The sequence below is a fragment of the Kitasatospora sp. NPDC001095 genome (genome assembly GCF_053598615.1).
Map to the genome: position 1 here is coordinate 116,584 of NZ_JBSFKQ010000016.1, position 20,167 is coordinate 136,750.

General features: G+C 73.6%; 10 protein-coding genes. All 10 read left to right on the forward strand.

Going from position 1 to position 20,167, the window contains the following annotated elements:
• Nucleotides 1-639: 639 nt before the first annotated feature.
• The 10 genes from ACWDBB_RS16990 to ACWDBB_RS17035 all read left to right on the forward strand — a co-directional run bounded on the left by ACWDBB_RS16990 (nt 640) and on the right by ACWDBB_RS17035 (nt 19,718).
• The gene (locus ACWDBB_RS16990; protein ID WP_449790332.1) at nt 640-1,134 is read left to right on the forward strand and encodes a hypothetical protein; all 495 of its coding nucleotides are present in this window, start codon (nt 640-642) and stop codon (nt 1,132-1,134) included.
• Nucleotides 1,135-1,557: 423 nt separating this feature from the next.
• Nucleotides 1,558-2,901, forward strand: a complete 1,344-nt coding sequence (locus ACWDBB_RS16995; RefSeq protein WP_449790333.1) for an MFS transporter — start codon at nt 1,558-1,560, stop codon at nt 2,899-2,901.
• A 203-nt stretch (nt 2,902-3,104) separates the two neighbouring features.
• Nucleotides 3,105-5,003 carry a non-ribosomal peptide synthetase gene (locus ACWDBB_RS17000; protein WP_449790334.1) on the forward strand — a complete coding sequence of 633 codons (1,899 nt, stop codon included), beginning with the start codon at nt 3,105-3,107 and terminating at the stop codon, nt 5,001-5,003.
• A 154-nt stretch (nt 5,004-5,157) separates the two neighbouring features.
• Nucleotides 5,158-6,369: a cytochrome P450 gene (locus ACWDBB_RS17005; RefSeq protein ID WP_449790335.1), complete on the forward strand. Its 1,212-nt coding sequence runs from the start codon at nt 5,158-5,160 to the stop codon at nt 6,367-6,369.
• Entirely contained in the window at nt 6,366-7,403 is a 1,038-nt protein-coding gene (locus ACWDBB_RS17010; protein WP_449790336.1) for a methyltransferase, read from the forward strand. Before ACWDBB_RS17005 ends, ACWDBB_RS17010 begins: the two co-directional genes overlap by 4 nt.
• Nucleotides 7,403-8,137 (forward strand): thioesterase II family protein, encoded by a 735-nt coding sequence (locus tag ACWDBB_RS17015; RefSeq protein ID WP_449790337.1) that lies wholly within the window; start codon nt 7,403-7,405, stop codon nt 8,135-8,137. Before ACWDBB_RS17010 ends, ACWDBB_RS17015 begins: the two co-directional genes overlap by 1 nt.
• Before the next feature lie 250 nt (nt 8,138-8,387).
• Entirely contained in the window at nt 8,388-11,705 is a 3,318-nt protein-coding gene (locus tag ACWDBB_RS17020; protein WP_449790338.1) for a non-ribosomal peptide synthetase, read from the forward strand.
• The gene (locus ACWDBB_RS17025; protein WP_449790339.1) at nt 11,702-12,502 is read left to right on the forward strand and encodes a thioesterase II family protein; all 801 of its coding nucleotides are present in this window, start codon (nt 11,702-11,704) and stop codon (nt 12,500-12,502) included. The genes ACWDBB_RS17020 and ACWDBB_RS17025 overlap by 4 nt, the downstream gene beginning before the upstream one ends.
• On the forward strand, nt 12,499-16,233 hold the full coding sequence (locus ACWDBB_RS17030) for an SDR family NAD(P)-dependent oxidoreductase (RefSeq protein WP_449790340.1): 3,735 nt from the start codon (nt 12,499-12,501) through the stop codon (nt 16,231-16,233). The genes ACWDBB_RS17025 and ACWDBB_RS17030 overlap by 4 nt, the downstream gene beginning before the upstream one ends.
• 152 nt (nt 16,234-16,385) lie before the next feature.
• Nucleotides 16,386-19,718, forward strand: a complete 3,333-nt coding sequence (locus ACWDBB_RS17035) for a condensation domain-containing protein (RefSeq protein ID WP_449790341.1) — start codon at nt 16,386-16,388, stop codon at nt 19,716-19,718.
• The last annotated feature ends 449 nt before the right edge of the window (nt 19,719-20,167 follow it).

Consider the following 20,167-nt stretch of genomic DNA (forward strand, 5'->3'; position numbering starts at 1 on the left):
AAGAGGGGGGATCTCCCGCCGGGGACCCGGTCGCGGAACTGTTTGCCGCCCTGCCCGCGGACTTCTTCCTGGAGAGGGGCGAGATCGTGGCGGAGCTGTGGGACCGAACGGCCCGGCCGCCCGCCGGGACCGGAGAGCCGGTGCCGCCGTCGAGGGAATACGACATCGTCTCTCGGTGCTCCTGGTTCCTGTCCGAACACGGCACGTTCGGATTCGCGACAGGGGAGGAGGCCGGCGCGGGAGCCGGAGGACAGCATGACGGCGGTTGTCGGGTGTCCGGTGCGCCCTGGAAACTGCCGGAGCGGGCGCTAGGCCGTTCGGGTGAGTTGGATTTTGTCATTGCTTTGACTGCGGCCGGTCGTGGTCGGTCTGGAGTCGGACATTTCCTCCCCGACCGGCGTCGTATCTGCGGCTTTGCTTGCTTTCGGGTGGCACTTGTGTGGATTTTATGTTTCGACTTACGCCAATGACGCCTTTGCCAGGGAGACAGTGCCTATACTGTGAGGGCAGTGGACGCTTCCGAACATCCATCACGCAAAGGGTGACGGCTGTGTGACCTTACGTGTGTTCTACGGGGGATGTCCTGAACTCGCCATTGGTGCGAGTGACGATCGGAAGGCTCAGGATTGCGAGTGTCACATGAAATGGACAATTACTGTTGAGGCTGCCAGCGGCAGTGTCGACGAGGTCCCGGCGACGATCACCGCGGTGATGCAGAGCAGTGTCGATGGGACGCCGCGGATAGTTGAGCTGATTGTCCGCGCCTCGGAGGAGGGCGGTATCCCGCCGAGGGCCGCGCTCGACATCGACTTCGAGATGCTCGCCCAGGCGGTCAGCGGGGTTTCCGGGCGGGCCGCTTCCCCCCGGCCGAGGCGGGGGAGCGAGGAGACGGTGGCCGCTCCGCAGCACGCGGCCGAGGCCCCCGCCGGCCAGGGGCAGGCCGAACGCCCGTACCGCAAGATGCCCGACGCGGACGAGGTGAAGGCGGTCTTCCTCAAGACCGGCAGCGTGGGGAAGGTGGCGCACCACTACGGCGTACCGCGCTACACCGCCCAGTCGTGGGTGGACAGGCTGCGCCGCCTGGGCCACCTGGAGGAGAGCAAGCCCAGCGTTCCCAGGCGGGGACGCCGCTAGCGTCACGACGACGTTTCGGCCCGGGTGCCCGATTTTCGGGCGCCCGGGTTTTTTCGTTCCCAGGCCCGTATCCCGGCCCCGGTTTCCCGTGCCCGGTTCCCGGTCGTCGTCTTCCGCAGTCGACTCCCCACTGTCGACTCCCGGCCCCCGGCTTACGGCTTCCCGGTTCGAACTCGATGCGAATGCCCCTTCCGTGGAAGGTCGTTCGGCACGCTCGAGGGGAAGCGATGGCGTGCCCGCCGGGCGGTTCATATGGTGCAGACCGGCTGCACGGTGCAGACTGGCTGTGTGGTGCTGACTGGCTGTACGGTGAGGTCCGTCCGCAATTGCGCTGTGTGGTCCGGGAGTTCACCCGACGCGTGTGCTCCCACACGACGGAAACGCGCCACCCGCACCGAAATCTCCTGTAGGGAGCCATCAGGCATGACCTCAAGCAACTCACCGACCCGGGCTGAGAGCTCCGAGGGGGGCCCCTCCGAGGCGCCGCCACAGGCCGCCGGACGCCAGCGTTCGGTCCTGTTACGCAACCGCGATTTCGCCGTTGTCTGGACCGGTGAGTCGATCAGCCTGCTGGGCAGTGAGATCAGCGTGGTGGCGCTGCCGTCGCTGGCCGTCATCGGATTCGGCGAGGGCGCGGTCGGTGTCGGTCTGCTGATCGCCCTGCAGTGGCTCCCTTTCCTCCTGCTCGCCCCCGTGATGGGCGTGTTCACCGACCGGCTGAACCGGCGGATGATGATGCAGGTCGCCAACGTGGCCCGGTTCGTCGTCATCGGCTCCCTGCCGCTCGCCTGGGCGATGGACGGCCTGACGATCGGCCACCTGTACGTCGCCGCCGTCGTCAAGGGCTTCTTCGACGTCGTCTTCCAGCTCGCCTACCAGGCGTACCTGCCGCAGCTGCTGCCGCGCGAGGACCTGGTCGACGGCAACGCCAAGACCCAGCTGAGCCGTTCGGTCGCGCTGATCTTCGGGCGCACCGCGGGCGGTGGCCTGGTCGGCCTGATGGGCGCCGCGCGGGCGACCGCCCTGGACGCGGTCTCCTACCTGCTGGCCGGCATCACCCTGATGTTCGTGCGATTCCGCGAGCCCGCGCCGCAGTTGCGTTCGCGCGGTCTGGCCGCCACCCTGGCGGACCTGCGCAGCGGCTTCACGATGACCTTCGGCAACCGGCTGCTGCGCTACCTGACGCTGATGGCGACCTTCGGCAACACCGCCGTGTCCATGGTGCTCGCCATGCTCATCGTGTTCGGCTACGAGGACCTGGGCCTGAGCGCCGGCCAGGTCGGCCTGGTGCTGGGCGCAGGCGGCGTGCCGGTCGTGCTCGGCGCGCTGGTGTCCCGGCAGATCAACGCGCGCTTGGGCATCGGCCGCACTCTGCTGCTGACCCACTCGATGCTGGTGGTCGCGTTCGCCCTGCTGCCGCTGGCGCAGGTCGGCGGCACCGGCATGGCGATCACCGTCATGATCATCTCGCAGGGCATCTCGTCGTTCACCACCCCGGTGGGCAACGTCGGCGTGATGACGCTGATCCAGAAGGTCACCCCGCCGCAGGCGATGGGTCGCGTCGGCGGCGTCTCGCTTCCCCTGGTGTGGGGTGCCAACGCGGCCGGCCCGCTGCTGGGCAGCGCGGTGGCCGTGGCGTTCTCCAACGCCGCCGCCTTCTACCTGGCCGCCGCGATGGCGCTGGGCGCCGTGCTCTGGGTGCTCCTCGGGGGGGTGCCGAAGGTCGTCGACGACGTCCCCGAGCACCTGCGCGTGGTCGCCGACTGACCCCGGCCACCGAAAGGACGCAGCACCGAGCGCGGCCGGTCCTCCCCGGCGAGGACCGGCCGACCGGTGTTCCCGGCCCCGCGCGGCACCCGACGACCACGACGGAACCGACCACGACCTCACGGCCACGACCGCACGACCACTTCTGCCACGACTGCACCACGACGACCTCTGCATGACCTCCGCACGATGACCTCGGCACGGTGACCAGAGAGGACGACATGATCAGCCAGCAGGACGCCCCGGCAGGCCCGCACGCCGCTCCCGACACGACCCTGGTCTCCCGGATCGAGGAGTTCGCCCGCACCACCCCCCGAGCCCCCGCCGTACGCCACGGCGGCCTCGCACTGACCTACGAGGAGCTGGACCGCAGGGCCGGGCGGCTGGCCCGTAGCCTGGCGGAACACGGCGTCGGACGCGGCGACATGGTCGCCATGTACCTGGGCCGCTCGGTCGAATGGGTGGTCGGCATGCTCGGCTGCCTCAAGGCCGGCGGTGTCTGCATGCCGCTGGACCCGGCCGTCCCGGCCGAGCGCTTCCACCGGGCGGTCACGGCCGGGCGCCCCGCGGCCGTGATGACCGCCGCCCCCGGTCGAGCCTCCGGCACCCCGCTGCCCGCCGTCCCAGAGGGCCTGCCCGTGCTCGTCCTGGACGCCGCCGCCGCGGACCAGGACGACGCATCCGGCCCGAACCCGCACCACCCGCGCCCGCTGCCGCGCCGCGAAGAACTCGCCTACGCGATGTTTACCTCCGGCTCCTCCGGGGCAGCCAAGATCGTTTTGGCGCAGCACTCCTGGTTGGCCCTCAGCGCCGCCCGCAGCGCCACCATCAACGCCACCACCGCGGCCGACCGCGGCTCCTGGCTGGGCGCCGCCGGCGCCGGGATCGCCCTGCACGAGGTCGGCGGCCTGCTGTGGCAGGGCGCGCAGATCGTCATCGGCGACCACGACGTGATCGCCTCCCCGCCCGCGCTGCGCGACTGGCTGCTCGCCGAGCGGATCACTCAGAGCTTCGTCATCACCCCCGTCGGCGAGGTGCTGCAGAACCTGCCCTGGCCGAGCACCTGCGACCTGCGGCTGCTCACCCTCGGCGGCGACCGCCTGAACGGATGGGGGCCGGCCGGCCTGCCGTTCGAGGTAGCCGTCTCCTACGGCAGCCTGGAGGCGTTCCAGATCGCCAACTCCCTCCACCCCTGGGACCGGCGCTGCACCCCCGCCACGGCCACCGCGGCCGACCGCGCGTCGACCCCGCCGGTGGGCCGCCCGATCGAGGGCGTCACCGTCCACCTGCTGGAGGAGGACGGCCTGACCCCGGCCGGCGAGGGCATCGGCGAGGTGTGGATCGAGTCCGACTGCCTGAGCCTGGGCTACCTCGGAGACCCGGCGCAGACCGCCGACCGCTTCCGCCCCAACCCCTTCGGCGCACCGGGCAGCCGCATCTACCGCTCCGGCGACGCCGGGCGCCTGCGCCCGGACGGCATCCTGGAACACCACGGCCGGATCGACGACGTCGTCAAGATCCGCGGCCACCGCGTCGAGCTCGGCGACGTCGAATGGGTGCTCGGCCGCCACCCGGGCGTGCGCCAGGTCGCCGTGGTCGCGGCCATGGACGGCGACCAGCGACGCCTGGTGGCGTGCTTCGTCGGACACCACGAGGTGACCCCGCTGGAACTGCGCAACCACGCCGCCGAAGTGCTGCCGGACTGGATGGTCCCCGTCGCCTACGTGCAGCTGGACGCGCTCCCGCTGAACACCTCCCACAAGATCGACCGCCGCCGGCTGCCCCCGCCGGACTGGACCCGCGGCCGCCCGTCCCGTGCCTGGCGCGCCCCCGCCCCGGGCACCGAGACCCGGCTGGCCGCCCTGTTCGCCGACCTGCTCGGCACCGACCGGGTCGGCGCGGACGACCACTTCCTCGAACTCGGCGGCGACTCCCTGCTGCTGGCCCGCCTCCAGGGCCGGATCGAGCAGGACCTCGGTGCCCGCGTCGAGATGACCGACCTCGCGGCCGACCCCACCATCAGTGCCCTGGCCCGCCTCGTCACCGATGCCGCCGCCAGCACCGCGCCCGCGCTCGCGCCCATCACCCCGCGCCGCCGCTGACACCACCACCGCACGACCCGGCGTGACCCGACACGACCAGGTACGACCCGACACAAAACCCGACACACCCTGCGACCCGGCACGGCCCGACGACCCTTCAGGACGCACCCGCCCACAGACCCCCGCAGACCGACGCACCGGCATGGAGACTGGCATGACCACCGAGGCCGCGGACGCCACCGACCGGTTGGTGACCGCATTCGACCACCACGACCCCGCCTACACCCCGCTCACCGCCCAGCGCGTCAACAGTGAGATCCGCGAACAGGGGGTGACCTGGTCACCGGCCTACGGAGGGATCTGGATCCTCTCGCGCTACGACGACGTGCGCGCCGCCCTGACCGACTGGCAGACCTTCAGCTCCGCCCGCGGCGTGCACTTCCCCCGGGCCGAGGGCATGCCGATGTTCTCCCCGATCGACTACGACCCCCCGCAGCAGCGCGAGATCCGCGAGCGCATGGCCGACCCCGTCACCCGCGAGGCCGTCGGCACCCTCGAACCCGAACTGCACCGCATCGCCCGCCGCCTGCTCGCCCGCATCGCCCGGCGCGGCCACGGCGACCTGATGGCCGAACTCGCCGAACCCTTCGCCATCGAGGTCCTCGGCGTCGCCTTCGGCCTCTCCGACGGCTGCCGCGCCCGCGTCCGCGAGGCCACCCGCACCATGTGGACGTACATCTCCACCGACCGCGACGCGAGCAAGTTCTGGCCCGCCTTCCACGCCCTGCTCGCCGAGGAGATCGACCGGGTGCGCAGCGCCCCCGACGGCAGCTACCTCGCCCGCCTCGCCGCCATGCAGCGCGACGGACGGCCGCTGGCCGACGAGGAGCTGTACTCGATCATCGTCAGCTTCTGCGTCGCCGGACACGACAACACCATGAACGCCATCACCCGCCTGGTCCACACCCTCGCCCTGGACCCCGGCCTGCAGCTGCGGCTGCGCCGCGAACCGCAGCTGCGCCCGGCCGTCGCCGAGGAGGTGCTGCGCCGCTGGTGCCCCACCGACCGGTTCACCCGCACCACCACCCGCGAAGTGACCGTCGCCGGCACCGTCATCCCGGCCGGCGCCCGCGTGGTGCTGCTGTTCGACGCGGCCAACCGCGACCCCGCCAAGTTCCCCGACCCCGACACGTTCGACCCCGACCGCGGCAACTCCCACCAGCACCTCGGCTTCGGCCACGGCATCCACCACTGCATGGGCGTGCACCTGGCCCGCGCCGAGTTCGCCGCCGTGCTGGACGAACTGGCCGACCTGCCGCTGTTCGACCCGGACGGGCCCAGCGCCCTGCACTTCGAGAACGGCCGTCACATCATGTTCGACCAGGTGCCGGTGCGCTTCCGCACCGGGGAGGAGCACTGCGCATGACCGTCGAGACGACGCCCGGCCCCGGTCCGGCGACACCGCCGCCCGCTCTGCTGATCGACCTGGCCACCGGCCTGTGGCGGGCCCAGACCCTCGTCGCCGCGATCGACACCGGGGTGTTCGCGGCGCTGGACACCGCCCCCGCGGACGCCCCCGGGCTCGCCGCCCGCCTCGGCCTCGGCGAACGCCCCACCGAGGTCCTGCTCACCGCCTGCACCGCGCTCGGCCTCCTCGAACAGCACGACGGCCGCTACCTCAACACCGCCGTCGCCGCCCACTACCTGGTGCCCGGCCGCCCCGACTACTTCGGCGACTACGTGCGCATGGTCACCGCCTACACCGCCCCCGGCTGGCTGCGCGCCACCGAGGCCGTGCGCACCGACGCCCCCAGCAAGCCGGTGCCCGACCCCGGCCGCAACATGTTCGAGGAGGGCAACCGCCCGCAGTCCTTCTGGGACGGCCTCTACGCCTTCTCCACCCTCACCGCCCGGGGGATGGCCGCCGCCCTCGACCTCACCGCCACCCGCCACCTCCTGGACGTCGGCGGGGGATCGGGCGCCACCCTCATCGAACTGTGCCGCCACAACCCGCACCTGGCCGCAACCGTCCTCGACCTGCCGCACGTGTGCGGGCTCGCCCGCGCCCGCATCGCCGCCGCGGGCTTGTCCGGGCGCATCACCACCGCCCCGGCCGACTTCTTCACCGAGGCGCTGCCCACCGGGCACGACGCCGTCCTGCTCTCGATGATCCTGCACGACTGGGACGAGGAGCAGAACCGCAAGCTCCTGGGCCGCTGTCTGGACACCCTGCCCTCCGGCGGCACCCTGCTGATCAGCGAACTGCTCGTCGACGACGACAAATCGGGCCCCGTCGACGCCGCCCTCATGAGCATGAACATGCTGGTCGGCACCTGGGGGCGCAACTACACCGCCGCCGAGTACACCGCCTGGCTGTACGACGCCGGCTGCGCCACGGTGCGCATCGTGCGCTTCGACGCCCCCGGGGCCAACGGCGTCGTGATCGGGGTGAAGGCCTGATGGAACCCCACCAGCGGCGCTGGTTCCTGCGCGAGCCGTCCCCCGAGGCCCAGATGCTCCTGCTCTGTATGCCCTACTCCGGCTGCGGCGCCTCCATGTACCGGTCCTGGCCCGCCGTCATCGGCGCGGCCGAGGTCGTCGCCCTGCAGCTGCCGGGGCGCGAGAACCGCATGCGCGAACCCCACTTCGGCACCTACCAGGATCTCGCCAAGGCGATGCTCGACGACGTCGGCGACCTGCTCACCGCCCGCCCCTACGCCCTGTTCGGCCACTGCGGCGGCGCCCTGCCGGCCTTCGAACTGATCCTCCAGATCGCCGAACGCGGCCTGCCCGCTCCCCATCGCTACTTCGTCTCCAGCCAGGTCGCCCCCCAGGACGGCCCCTGGGGCCGTTTCCTCGGCCTCGACGAGCAGGGGCTGCGCGACGAGATCGCCGGACTGCTGGCCGCGATGGGCGCCGCATCCCGCGCCGGCGAACTGGTCGACCTGTTCATCGACGTCATGGAGGCCGACCTGGAGGCCAACCGCCGCTACCACCGCCCCGCCGGCACCGTGCCCTGCCCGATCACCGCCCTGGGCTGGAGCGACGACGTCGAGGTCCCGCACACCCTGATGGGCGGCTGGCAGCTGTGGTCCGCCACCGAGAAGGCGGTCCTGCCAGGCACCCACTACAGCTTCCTCGACGCCCCGCCCGAGCTCCTGGAGGTCCTCGCTCCCCGGCTCCACCCCGCCTGACCCGCACCCGCGCCACGCCGCACCACCTACGGACGACGGGACCCCGGCACCCCCCGGTGCCGGGGTCCCGCCGCACGTCCGCATGCCCGGAACCCGGCGACCACACCCCCGCGCGCCCCGCCCCGGTGCCCGGATCCCGAAGCCCGCGTGGCCCTGTTACAACGTCGACTCTGAAGTATCGTGTTGACTCTGAATCGTCTGTTGAGCAAAGTCTGTAACGAATCTGCACGCCTACTGGGAGGACCGCGGCATGCGTCAACAGAGCGAGTTGCTTCGACGACTGCGCCGACTGCCGGGGGAGCGGCGCGACGAACTGCTGGCCCAGCTGGAGGGCGTCAGCGCAGGCACCCGGTCGGCCCCGCTGTCCTACCGGCAGGAACAGCTGTGGCTGTTCGACCGCTTCACCCCCAGCAGCCTCGCCTACGGCCTCGGCTTCGCCCTGCCCATCGAGGGCCCGCTCGACGAGGACGCGCTGCGCGCCGCCCTCACCGACCTGCTGCGCCGCCACACCGTCCTGCGCTCGGTCTTCCCCGACGAGGACACCCACGGCGCCCAGCACGTACGGCCGGTGCCCGACCTGCGCCCGGAGACCGAGGACGTCCCCGACGGGCGGCTGCGCGAGCGCGCCGACCAAGTGGTGCGTGACGAACTGCGCCGCGGTCTGGACCTCAACACCGGCCCGCTGGTGCGCCTGCGGCTGCTGCGCGCCACCCCCGAACGGCACCTGCTGGTGCTCACCGGCCACTACCTCGTCCTGGACCCGCGCTCGGCCCCGGTGCTCCAGCGTGACCTCGCCCTCGCCTACCGCGCCCGCAGCGCCGGAACCGCCCCGCAGTGGCCCGGCGAGGCCGCCGACTTCGGCGCCTACGCCACCTGGCAGCGCCAGTGGTGCGACCAGGACGGCGCCCGCGAGGCCACCGACCACTGGCGCGCCACGCTGGCCGGCTGGGAGGGCACCGAACTGCCCGCCGACAACCCCCGGCCCCGGCTGCTCGACCTCGGCAGCGACATCGTCCGCGTCCCGCTGCCGCCGGGTGCGGCCGCCGCCGCCGACGCCCTCGCCGCCGAAGCCGGCACCGGGCGCGAGGACGTCCTGCTAGCCGCCTTCCTGGCCGTGATCGCCCGTCACACCGCCCGCACCGACCTCACCGTCGGCCTGCCGCTCGACGTCACCGGCCCCTTCGACCCCGACCGCCTGGTCGGCGACCTCGGCAACCTGATGCCGCTGCGCGTCGAACTCGACGAGGCCCACACCTTCGCGAGCGTCGTCGCCCGGGTCCGCGACGCCCGCCGCTCCGGCGCCCGGCACGCCGCCCTGCCGTTCAAGCTCGTCCTCGACGCCCTCGGCGTGGAACCGGACGCCGGGCGCCTGCCCCTGGTGCAGATCGGCTGCACCACCGCCCCCGAGCCCGCCGAGCCCGCCGACGCCGGAGACGTGCGCATCGGCTGCGAACAGGTCGACGCCGGCGCCGGCACCTTCGAACTCGCCCTGGAGCTCGGCGGCGGCGAACAGCCCACCGTGGCCGTGCGGTTCGCCACCTCGCTCTACCGCAGGACCACGGCCGCCCGCCTCCTGGAGCGCTTCCTACAGACCCTGGACGCCCTGTGCGATCGGCCCGACCGCCCCCTGGGCGACGCCCCACTGGGCACCGACGCCGAACGCGCCGACGTCCTGCGGCACTGGAACGCCCCGATCGGCACCCCGCCCGACACCCCGCTGCACGAGCTGTTCGCCGCCGTCGCCGCCCAGGGCCCCGACCGCACCGCCCTGCGCTGGCAGCACGGCACCCTCGACTACCGCGCCCTGGACGCCTGGTCCCGCCGCATCACCCACCGCCTGCGCGCCGCCGGCGTCGGCCCCGGCGACCTCGTCCCGGTCCTCATGGAACGCGGCCCCGCCCTGATCGCCGCCGTCCTCGGCGTCCTGCGCGCCGGCGCCGCCTACGTCCCCGTCGACACCGCCCAGCCCGACGAGCGCCTCGCCGTGATCCTGGAGGACACCGGCGCCCGCACCGTCCTCGTCACCGCCGCCACGGCCGGCCGCGTACCCCCGCAGCTGCGCCTGACCCTGGACACCGAGGCACCCGCCGACCCGCACGGACAACCGGAAGCCGACCCGGCGCCGGTGGCCGTGCCGCCCGCCGGCGCCGCCTACGTCATCTACACCTCCGGCTCCACCGGCCGCCCCAAGGGCGTGGTCGTCGAGCACCGCAACGTCGCCAACTTCACCCGCACTGTCCAGGAGATGTTCGCCCTCACCCCCGAGGACCGCGTCCTGCACTTCGCCTCGCCCGGCTTCGACGTCTCGGTGTTCGAGATCTTCGGCGCCCTGCTCAGCGGCGCCGCCCTCTACGTCCTGGACGAGGACCAGCGCCGCTCGGCGGAGGCCCTGGACACGGTGCTGCGCGAGGAGCGGATCACCGTCGTCGACCTGCCGCCGGTGATCATGGAACTGCTCGACCCGGACGGCTACCCCGACCTGCGGATCGCCTTCGTCGGCGGCGAGGCCTTCACCGGCGAGCTGACCACCCGCTGGGCCCGCGGCCGCGGCTTCTGGAACGGCTACGGCCCCACCGAGACCACCGTCACCGTGGTCGCCAAACGCTGCGAGGGTCAGTGGGAGACCTCCCCGCCGATCGGTCGGGCCATGGCCAACCACCGCGCCTACGTCGTCGACGCGGCTGGCGCCGGCATCCTGCCGCCCGGCGCCGTCGGCGAACTCGCCATCGCCGGCCTCGGCGTGGCCCGCGGCTACCTGGGCCGCCCCGACCTCACCGCCGAGCGCTTCCGCCCCGACCCCGACGGCCCGCCCGGCTCCCGCCGCTACCTCACCGGTGACCTCGCCGTCTGGGACGATACCGGCGACCTGCACTTCGTCGGCCGCGCGGACCGGCAGGTCAAGGTCCGCGGCGTACGCATCGAACTCGGCGAGGTGGAAGCCGCCCTGCAGGCCGTCGACGGCGTCGCCCAGGCCGTCGCCGAAGTCGCCACCGACCCGCGCGCCGGCACCCTGTTGGTCGCCTACGTCGTGCCCGAGCAGCCCGGTGAACTCCAACTGGACACCGTCCGCTCCGCCGTCGCCGCCCGCCTGCCCGCCGCCATGGTGCCCGCCGTCCTCGTCCCGCTGGAAGCCGTCCCGCTCACCGCCAGCGGCAAGACCGACCGCCGCCGCCTGCCCGCCGTCGAATTCGCCGCCGTCGACGACCTCACCGAGGCTGACGAGAACGACAGCACCGCCACCGAACGCACCATGCGCGAGGAGGTGTTCGCCCCGCTGCTGGGCACCCGCATCGGCAACGACGTCAACTTCTTCGCCGCCGGCGGCACCAGTCTCCAGGCCATCCAGCTCTCCTCCCGCGTCAAGGCCGTCTTCGGCGTCGTCGTCCCGATCGCCGACTTCTTCTCCACCCCCACCGTCTCCGGCCTCGCCGCCCTCGTCGACGCCGCCACCACCGGCCACGACGCCCACCGCGACGCCCTGGCCGCCGCCCTCGCCCTCGTCGAAGGCCGCGACGACGCCGAACTGGCCGAACTCGCCGCCGCCCTGGACGGCGAGGAGGCCCCGTGAACCCCACCACCCGTGCCGCGGACGCCACCGAGATCCGCCCGGCCGGCTATACCACCGACTCGCGCTGGGTCCGCCGCTGGGCCCGCCCCGGCGCCCGCCTGCGCCTGATCTGCCTGCCCTTCGCCGGCGGCGGCGCCTCCGTCTACCAGCGCATGGCCGCCCTGCTGCCCCCCTGGGTGGAGACCCTCGCCATCCAGCTGCCCGGCCGCGAGGACCGCTCCCGCGAGGACCCGCCCACCGACATCACCACCCTCACCACCGCCTGCGCCATCGCCCTGCGCCCCTACACCACCAAGCCCTACGTCCTCTACGGGCACTGCGCCGGCGCCCTGCTCGCCCACGAGATCGCCCACGAGATGGGCCGCCGCTTCGGCACCTGGCCCCAGCGTCTGATCGTCGCCGAACAGGGCGCCCCCCAGAACCCGCCCCCCGCCCACCCCCTGCACCGGCTGCCCGACGACCGGCTGCTCGCCACCGTCGCCGAGCGCGGCGGACTGCCCGAAGCCGTCGCCCGCAACACCCAGCTGCTGGAATTCCTGCTGCCCGTACTGCGCAGCGACTTCGCGCTCTGGGAGAACTACCGCCACACGCCACGGGCCCCGCTGCCCGTCCCGATCACCACTGTCCGCGGCGACAACGGCACCGTCACCGAGGACGACCTGGCCGGCTGGGCCGAGCAGACCAGCGCCGGGCGTACCGGCCTGAGCGTCGAAGGCGGCCACTACTTCATCGTCGGACTCACCCCGGCCGCGGCCCGGCGCATCGGCGAGCACCTGCCCACCAAGGAGGCCCGATGACCACCCCCGCCCCCGCCCCCGCCGGAGCGGACGCCGCCGCCCGCATCGCCGCCGGCACCCCCGGCGTCCGGGACGCCGCCGCCGTGTACGACCGCCGCCTGCGCACCCGCGCCCCCCACCCCGCCGCCGGCCTCGGCACCGGTCACGCCCCCGCCGGCACCCCGCTGCCCGCCGACCGGCCCGCCCTCGTCCACGGCCCCGAACCCGTCCTGCCCCCCGACGCCGTCACCACCCTGCCCGAGGCCCTCGAACGCGCCGCCCGCACCGCAGGCCACCGCGGCACCACCTACCTGCTGCCCGACGGCACCACCGACCGCCAGACCTACGCCCAGCTCTACGACGACGCCCGCCGCATGCTCGCCGGACTGCGCCGCCACGGCCTCGCCCCCGGCGACACCACCCTGCTCCAGTGCGCCGACAGCCGCACCTTCGTCACCGCCTGGTGGGCCTGCGTCCTGGGCGGCATCCGCCCCACCCCCCTCGCCCCGGCCCCCGAATACGCCACCGACAACGCCGCCGTCCGCAAACTCGCCTCCGCCTGGGACCTCCTGGGCCACCCCCCGGTCATCGCCGACCCCGGCCTCGCCGACGCCGTCCGCGCCCTGGGCACCCGCCTGCCCGGCGGCCACGACCTGCGCGTCCTGCCCGCCGACACCCTGACCGACGCCGAACCCGCCACCTGGCAGACCCCCGACCCCGACGCCCTGATCGTCAACCTCCTGACCTCCGGCAGCACCGGCACCCCCAAGTGCGTCCAGCACCCCCACCGCACCCTCGTCGCCCGCAGCTACGCGGCGATCGCCGCCAACGGCTTCACCGAACACGACGTCTCCCTGAACTGGATGCCCCTCGACCACGTCGGCGGCATGATCATGTTCAACCTCCGGGATGTCTTCCTCACCTGCGACCACGTCAACATCCGCACCGAATCGGTGATCCGCCGCCCGCTGCTGTGGCTCGACGCCGCCGACCGCTTCCGCGCCACCTGCACCTGGGCCCCCAACTTCGCCTACTCCCTCGTCGGCGACCACGCCGACGACATCGCCGCCGGCAGCTGGGACCTCAGCCGCCTCACCAACATCTGCAACGCCGGCGAAGCCGTCGTCGCCCGCACCGCCCGCCGCTTCCTCGAACTCCTCGCCCCCCACGGGCTGCCCGCCGACGCCATGGTCCCCTGCTGGGGCATGTCCGAGACCTCCTCCGGCGTCACCTACACCCGCATGCACCGCGACGACCCGGCCACCGCCACCATCGCCCTCGAACCCGCCTCCCTCGACGGCCACCTGCGCGAACTGCCCGCCGGCACCCCCGGCGCCGTCGTCGTCACCGAGGTCGGCGCCCCCGTGCCCGGCGTCACCCTGCGCATCGTCGACGCCGAACACCGCCTCCTGCCCGAAGGACGCGTCGGCCGCCTCCACATCACCGGCCCCACCATCCACCGCGGCTACGCCCGCAACGACCGCGCCAACCGCGAGAGCTTCACCGCCGACGGCTGGTTCGACACCGGCGACCTCGGCTTCCTCCACGACGGCCGCCTCCACCTCACCGGCCGCCACAAGAACATGGTCATCGTCAACGGCGCCAACTTCCCCGCCCACGAGATCGAAGCCGTCGTCGAACAGGTGCCCGGCGTCCGCCCCGCCTGCTCCGCCGTTGCCGCCCTGCCCGACGAGGACACCGGCACCGACGCCCTCATCGTCTTCTTCGTCCCCGACACCGGCGACGTCCCCGCCCTCGTCGATGCCATCCGCACCGCCCTCGCCCGCGACCTCGCGCTGCGCCCCACCCACCTCATCCCCGTCACCGCCCAGGAGTTCCCCCGCCAGAGCGGCGGCAAGGTCCAGCGCGAACGCCTCCTCGACGGCTGGCGCACCGGCCGCTTCGACGACCGCTGCTACGGCGGACAGGGCGACACCGACACCCCGGACGCCACCACGGCCCTCGCCGTCACGTGGGAACCGGCCCCCACCCCGCTGCGCGAGGGCCCCGCCGGACCCGTCATCGCCGTCACCACCGGCCCCGCCGGCTGGCTCCCCGAGCAGCTCGCCCCGGTCCGCATCCCCGCCGGCACCGACCCCGAACCCCTCGCCCGCGCCCTCGAAGAAGCCTTCGCCCGCACCCCCGACGGCGCCACCCCCCGCGTCCTGTTCACCGCCACCGGTGACCCCACCACCCCCCACGACCCCGACACCGGCGCCCTCGCCCGCCTCCTCGCCACCATCGCCGCCCTCGCCCACACCCGCCCCGACGCCCACCTCACCGTCCTCACCCGGCACGCCGTCCACGCCGCCCCCGGCGACCGCGTCCTGCCCGGCCGCCACGGCCTCACCGCCCTCGTGCGCACCGCCCGTTCCGAACGCCCGGTCGCCCGCACCACCCTCCTCGACGCCCCGCCCGACGCCACCCCCGGGCAGCTCGCCGCCCTCGCCACCGCCGAACACGACGACGACGTCATCGCCGTCCGCGACCACACCCCCCTGCGGCAACGGCTGCGCACCCTGCCCCTGCCCGACACCTACGACCTGCCCGCCGGCCTCCTGCCCCGCGCCGGCACCTGCCTGCTCACCGGCGGCCTCGGCGGCCTCGGACGCACCATCGCCGAACACCTCGTCGTCGCCCACGACGCCCGCCTGCTCATCGTCGGCCGCACCCCCGAGGACCGCCTCAACCCCCAGGCCCGCGCCACCCTCGACCTGCTCACCGCCCTCGGCGACGTCCGCTACCGCCAGGCCGACGCCGCCGACCCCGACGCCCTCGCCGACGCCGTCGCCGACGCCGAAACCGCCTGGGGCCGCGGCCTCGACCTTGCCCTCCACCTCGCCGGCGCCCCCGTCGCCGCCCAGTGGAACCGCCTCTCCGCCCACGAACTGCGCGTCGAGACCCGCCACTGGCTCGACCGCATGCTCCACCCCAAGGCCGGCGGCTGCACGGCCCTCGACCACCTGCTCACCACCCGCCCCGACACCGCCGTCGTCCTCTTCTCCTCCGTCAACGGCCTGCTCGGCGGCACCGGCTTCGGCGCCTACGCTGCCGCCAACGCCGTCCTCGACGGCTGGGCCCAGCACTGGGCCGCCACCGGCCGCCGCGCCCGCAGCCTCGCCTGGAGCATGTGGGACGGACCCGGCATGAACCAGGGCAGCCCGCTCATCGCCGCCGCCCGCCACCGCGGCCTCACCCTGCTCGACCCCACCGAGGCCACCCTCGCCCTCCTCGGCGCCCTGCACACCGCCCCCGTCCACCTCCTCATCGGCGCCGACCCCGCCAACGAGCAGATCAAGCCCCTCCTCGCCGCCGACCAACTGCGCGGCGGCACCATCGCCGTCGCCGTCGTCCCCCAGGACGGCCAGGACCCCCAGCGGCTGCGCGCCGACGTCGCCGCCCGCCTCGCCGACCACGGCATCTTCGCCCGCGTCGCCCTCACCCCCCGCATTGAACGCGACCGCAGCGGCGCCCCCGACCCCGCCGCGCTCCTCGCCGCCCTCAACGCGGCCGACACCGGCTACACCGAACCCGAGGGCCCGCTGGAGCAACTCCTCGCCCACGCCACCGCCGACGTCCTCGGCATCACCCGGGTCGGCCGCGACGACTCCTTCTTCAGCCTCGGCTGCGACTCCGTGCGCGCCGTCCAGCTCGCCGAGGCCCTCACCGCCCGGCTCGGCGACCCGATCAGTGTCGGCACCCTCTACGAATCACCCACCGTCCGCACCCTCGCCGCCGCCATCGACCGCTGAACCACCCGCGGGGGCCGGACCGTCGCCCGGCCCCCGCGGCGTGCCGTACGACCGCACCGACCGCACGGCGACCGCCGCAACGACCGTGCGACAACCACCCGGCGACCGCGCAACGCCTACGCAAAGACTGCACGCTGAGTTAACGTATCTTCATGAGAGACTACGAAGACTTCATGCCTCTCGCAGTCATCCAGGAGCACTTCTGGACCGCCGACGCCACCGCGGCCGAACAGGCGCCGCTGACCGAATGCGTCGCTCTGGCCCTCCCCGGACACCTGGACCCGACCGCGCTGCGCACCGCCGTCCGCGCCCTCCTCACCCGGCACGAGATCCTGCGCAGCGCCATCCGCCTGCACGACGGAGCGCCGGCCCAGACCGTCCTGCCCGTGCCCGAGGAACTGCCGCTCACCGAGACCGCCCTCACCGGCGCCGGCGCGGACGCCGAACGCGACCGGGCACTGACCCGCTTCGCCGCCACCGGCATCGACCCCGCCACCGGCAGCGCCATCGCCTTCCTCCACCTGCGCGGCCCCGGACCCGACGGCCACGACACCCTCGCCCTGGCCGTCCACCACATCTACGCCGACGCCACCGCCGTCCGCCTCCTCATTGCCGAACTCGCCGCCGACTACACCGCCGCCCTCACCGGCACCCCCTCACCCGTGGCCGACCCCGACCTCCAGTACGGCGACTTCGTTCACTGGGAACACGACACCCTGCTCCCCGCCACCCAGCACACCGACACCGCCTGGTGGCAACAGACCCTCCAGCACGCCCCCACCAGCCTCGACCTGCGCCCCGACCACCCCCGCCGGCGCCACCGCCGCGGCCGCGGCCGGCGCACCGAAACCCTCCTGCCCGGCATCGACGGCCCCACCCTGCGCCATGCCGCCCGCACCCTGCACTGCTCGCCCTACGCCCTGTGCCTGACCGCTTGGGCCGCCCTCATCACCCGCTCCACCGGCCATGACGACCTGATCCTCGGCGTCCTCGCCGCCAACCGCGGCATCCCCCAACTCGAAACACTGGTCGGACAGTTCGCCAACACCGTCCCGCTGCGCCTGGACCTCTCCGGCGCCCCCGACCTCTCCGGCGCCACCACCCGCTGCTCCGCCGCCGTGGCCGCCGCCCTCGAACACGTCCGGCTCCCGTTCAACCGCATCCTCCAGGCCGCCGCCGCCCCCCGCCCCACCGACCGGCCACCGCTCATCCAGCACATGTTCATGCCCCGCGCGGACGCCGTCGGCCGCCCCACCTTCGGCGGACAGCCCGCCCACGCCCTGGACGTCACCCGCGACCGCGGTCGCTTCGACACCGTCGCCGAAGTCGAACTCGACGGCGAACACGTCCGGTTCTGGCTCGAATACGACAGCGACCTCTACACTCCCGACGGCGCCCGCGCGCTCACCGAGGACTACGCCCGCATCCTGCGCCAGTGGCTGGACCGGCCCGAACTGCGCCTGCCCGACCTCGAACTCGGCACACCCGCCGCCCAGACCCCCGCCACCGGTACACCGGGAGAGGGGCCACGGCTGGACCTGCCCGACGGCACACTCCTCACCCTCACCCTGGACCACACCCGCGGCCCCGAGCACTGGCCCCTGCTCACCGCACTCGCCGGAGCCCGCGCGGAGGACCTCCACCTCGAACCCGGACGCTCCCCGCACCACCCCGCCGCCCTCCTCCTGGCCGGCACCCCCACCGGACTCACCGCCCGCCGGGACACCCGCGGCCGGTTGGAGATCGTCGCCGGCCTGCCCGACGCCGAACCACCCCTGGCCGAGGGCCGGCCCGACCCGGGCCGGCCCTCAACCCCCGGCCCGGCCGGTCCGGACCGCCTGCTCGCACTCGTCCTCGAACTCTGGTCCCAGGCCCTCGGAAACCCCGAACTCACCGCCGAGGACGACTTCTTCGCCAGCGGCGGACACTCCCTCCTCGCCACCGGCCTCACCGCCGACCTGGAGGAGACCCTCGGCATCAGGGTCCGCGTCCGCACCCTCTTCGAGTACCCCACCCCCGCCGAACTCACCGCCCACCTGCGCGCGGCCAACCCCGAACTCGACGCCATCCTCGACCTCGTCGCCGACCTGCCCGACGACACCTCGGGCAACGACACCGACGACGCCTCAGCGAGCGGCACCGTCCACGGCCCGGCATCCCGGCCCGACACCCCCGTCGACGTCCCCCTCCTGTCCGGCCAACGCCAGCTCTGGCTCGCCGAACAAGCCGACCCAGGCGCCCTCACCCACACCATCCCCCTCATCCTCGACCTCACCGGCCCCCTCGACCCCCAGGCCCTCGCCACCGCCCTCAACGACGTCATCGCCCACCAGCCCGGCCTGCGCGGCACCTTCATCGAAACCGACGACGGCCCCGTCCAGCGCATCCACCCCCACACCGACCTCGACATCCCCCTCCTGGACCTCAGCCCCCTCGACGACACCACCCGCGACACCGAACTGCGCCGCCTCGAGGACGACCTCGCCTACACCGGCTTCGACATCACCCGCGCCCCCCTCCTGCGCGCCCGTGTCATCCGCCTCACCCGCCACCACCACCAGGCCCAGCTCCTCTTCCACCACCTCGTCACCGACGAGGTCTCCACGACCCTCCTGCTACGCGACCTCGCCACCGCCTACCAGGCCAGGAGCACCGGCACCACACCACGACTGCCGGCCCACGAAACCGACTTCGCCACCCTCGCCCGCGCCGAACAGGACCTCCTCGACGGCCCCGAAGGCGACCGTCTGCGCCGCTTCTGGACCCGCGAACTCGCCGGCGCCCCCACCCTGCGACTGCCCACCGACCACTCCCGCCCCGACAAGCAGGCCTTCCGCGGCGAATTCCTCGAACGACCCCCCTCCGCCCCCGCCGCCACCACACTGCGCGACCTCGCCACCGCCTGCCGCACCACCCCCTTCACCGTCTACTGCACCGCCGTCGCCACCCTCCTGCACCGCCTCAGCGGCCAGCACGACCTCGTCATCGGAATCCCCACCGCCAACCGCACCCAACGCGGCGCCGAACACCTCATCGGCTGCTTCCTCAACGTCGTCCCCCTGCGCCTCGACCTCTCCGGCAACCCCCGCTTCGACGAACTCGTCCACCGCGTCAGCGCCGCCGTCCTCCGCGCCTACGAACACCAGCAGGCCCCCTTCGCCGACATCGTCCAGACCCTCCAGCCCCGCCGCACCCCCGGCATTCACCCCATCTACCAGGTCACCTGCGAACTCCAGCTCGAATCATGGATCCCCGACCGCTTTGCCGACCTCCACTGCACCTACCGCTTCCTCACCCACGGCACCGCCCGCTACGACATGGCCTTCCACGGCCTGCTGCGCCCCACCGGCCTGTCCGCGATGCTCGAACTCAACACCGACCTCTGGGACCGCCCCACCGGCTACCACCACATCGACCGCCTCCTGCACCTCCTGGCCGCCGCCGCCCGGTCCCCTCACACCCCGGTCGCCGACCTCCCGGTCTGACGTCCGTGCAGCCTCCGCCGGGGTATCGGCACCCGACGGTGCCCAGCGTCCGGGCGCACGTGCCCGTGGGACGGTTCACGCCGGTCTCCTGGTCGTCGCCGCCCGGCCCGGCGCCCCGTTTGCCGGGGTGCCCGACGGTGCCAGGCCCACCGGCCGGTGGCGGCGCATCCCACCGGACCGCCGCCCGGTCTGCTCGCCTGCGCGCAGGGTGTGGGTGTCGTCCGGACGGTGGGGGAGCAGCGGGCGCCTTGGCGGTGCCGCGAGGGTGGGCACGACTGCGTTTCCGGCGCCCCCTCAGGCCGTGCGATCGACAGGTGAGGCAGCAGTCGGTGGACCCGGGGGCCGGATCAGGGAAAGGCCTCGCCCGCCATGCCGGCGGTGAGGGTGGTGCCGTCGGCCGGGTCGATGAGCAGGAACGATCCGGTGCGGCGGTTGTCGGTGTAGCTGTC

Coding starts and splice junctions, on each gene's coding strand:
- ACWDBB_RS16990 (WP_449790332.1), top strand. CDS start 640: ATGAAATGGACAATTACTGTTGAGGCTGCCAGCGGCAGTGTCGACGAG.
- ACWDBB_RS16995 (WP_449790333.1), top strand. CDS start 1,558: ATGACCTCAAGCAACTCACCGACCCGGGCTGAGAGCTCCGAGGGGGGC.
- ACWDBB_RS17005 (WP_449790335.1), top strand. CDS start 5,158: ATGACCACCGAGGCCGCGGACGCCACCGACCGGTTGGTGACCGCATTC.
- ACWDBB_RS17010 (WP_449790336.1), top strand. CDS start 6,366: ATGACCGTCGAGACGACGCCCGGCCCCGGTCCGGCGACACCGCCGCCC.
- ACWDBB_RS17015 (WP_449790337.1), top strand. CDS start 7,403: ATGGAACCCCACCAGCGGCGCTGGTTCCTGCGCGAGCCGTCCCCCGAG.
- ACWDBB_RS17020 (WP_449790338.1), top strand. CDS start 8,388: ATGCGTCAACAGAGCGAGTTGCTTCGACGACTGCGCCGACTGCCGGGG.
- ACWDBB_RS17030 (WP_449790340.1), top strand. CDS start 12,499: ATGACCACCCCCGCCCCCGCCCCCGCCGGAGCGGACGCCGCCGCCCGC.
- ACWDBB_RS17035 (WP_449790341.1), top strand. CDS start 16,386: ATGAGAGACTACGAAGACTTCATGCCTCTCGCAGTCATCCAGGAGCAC.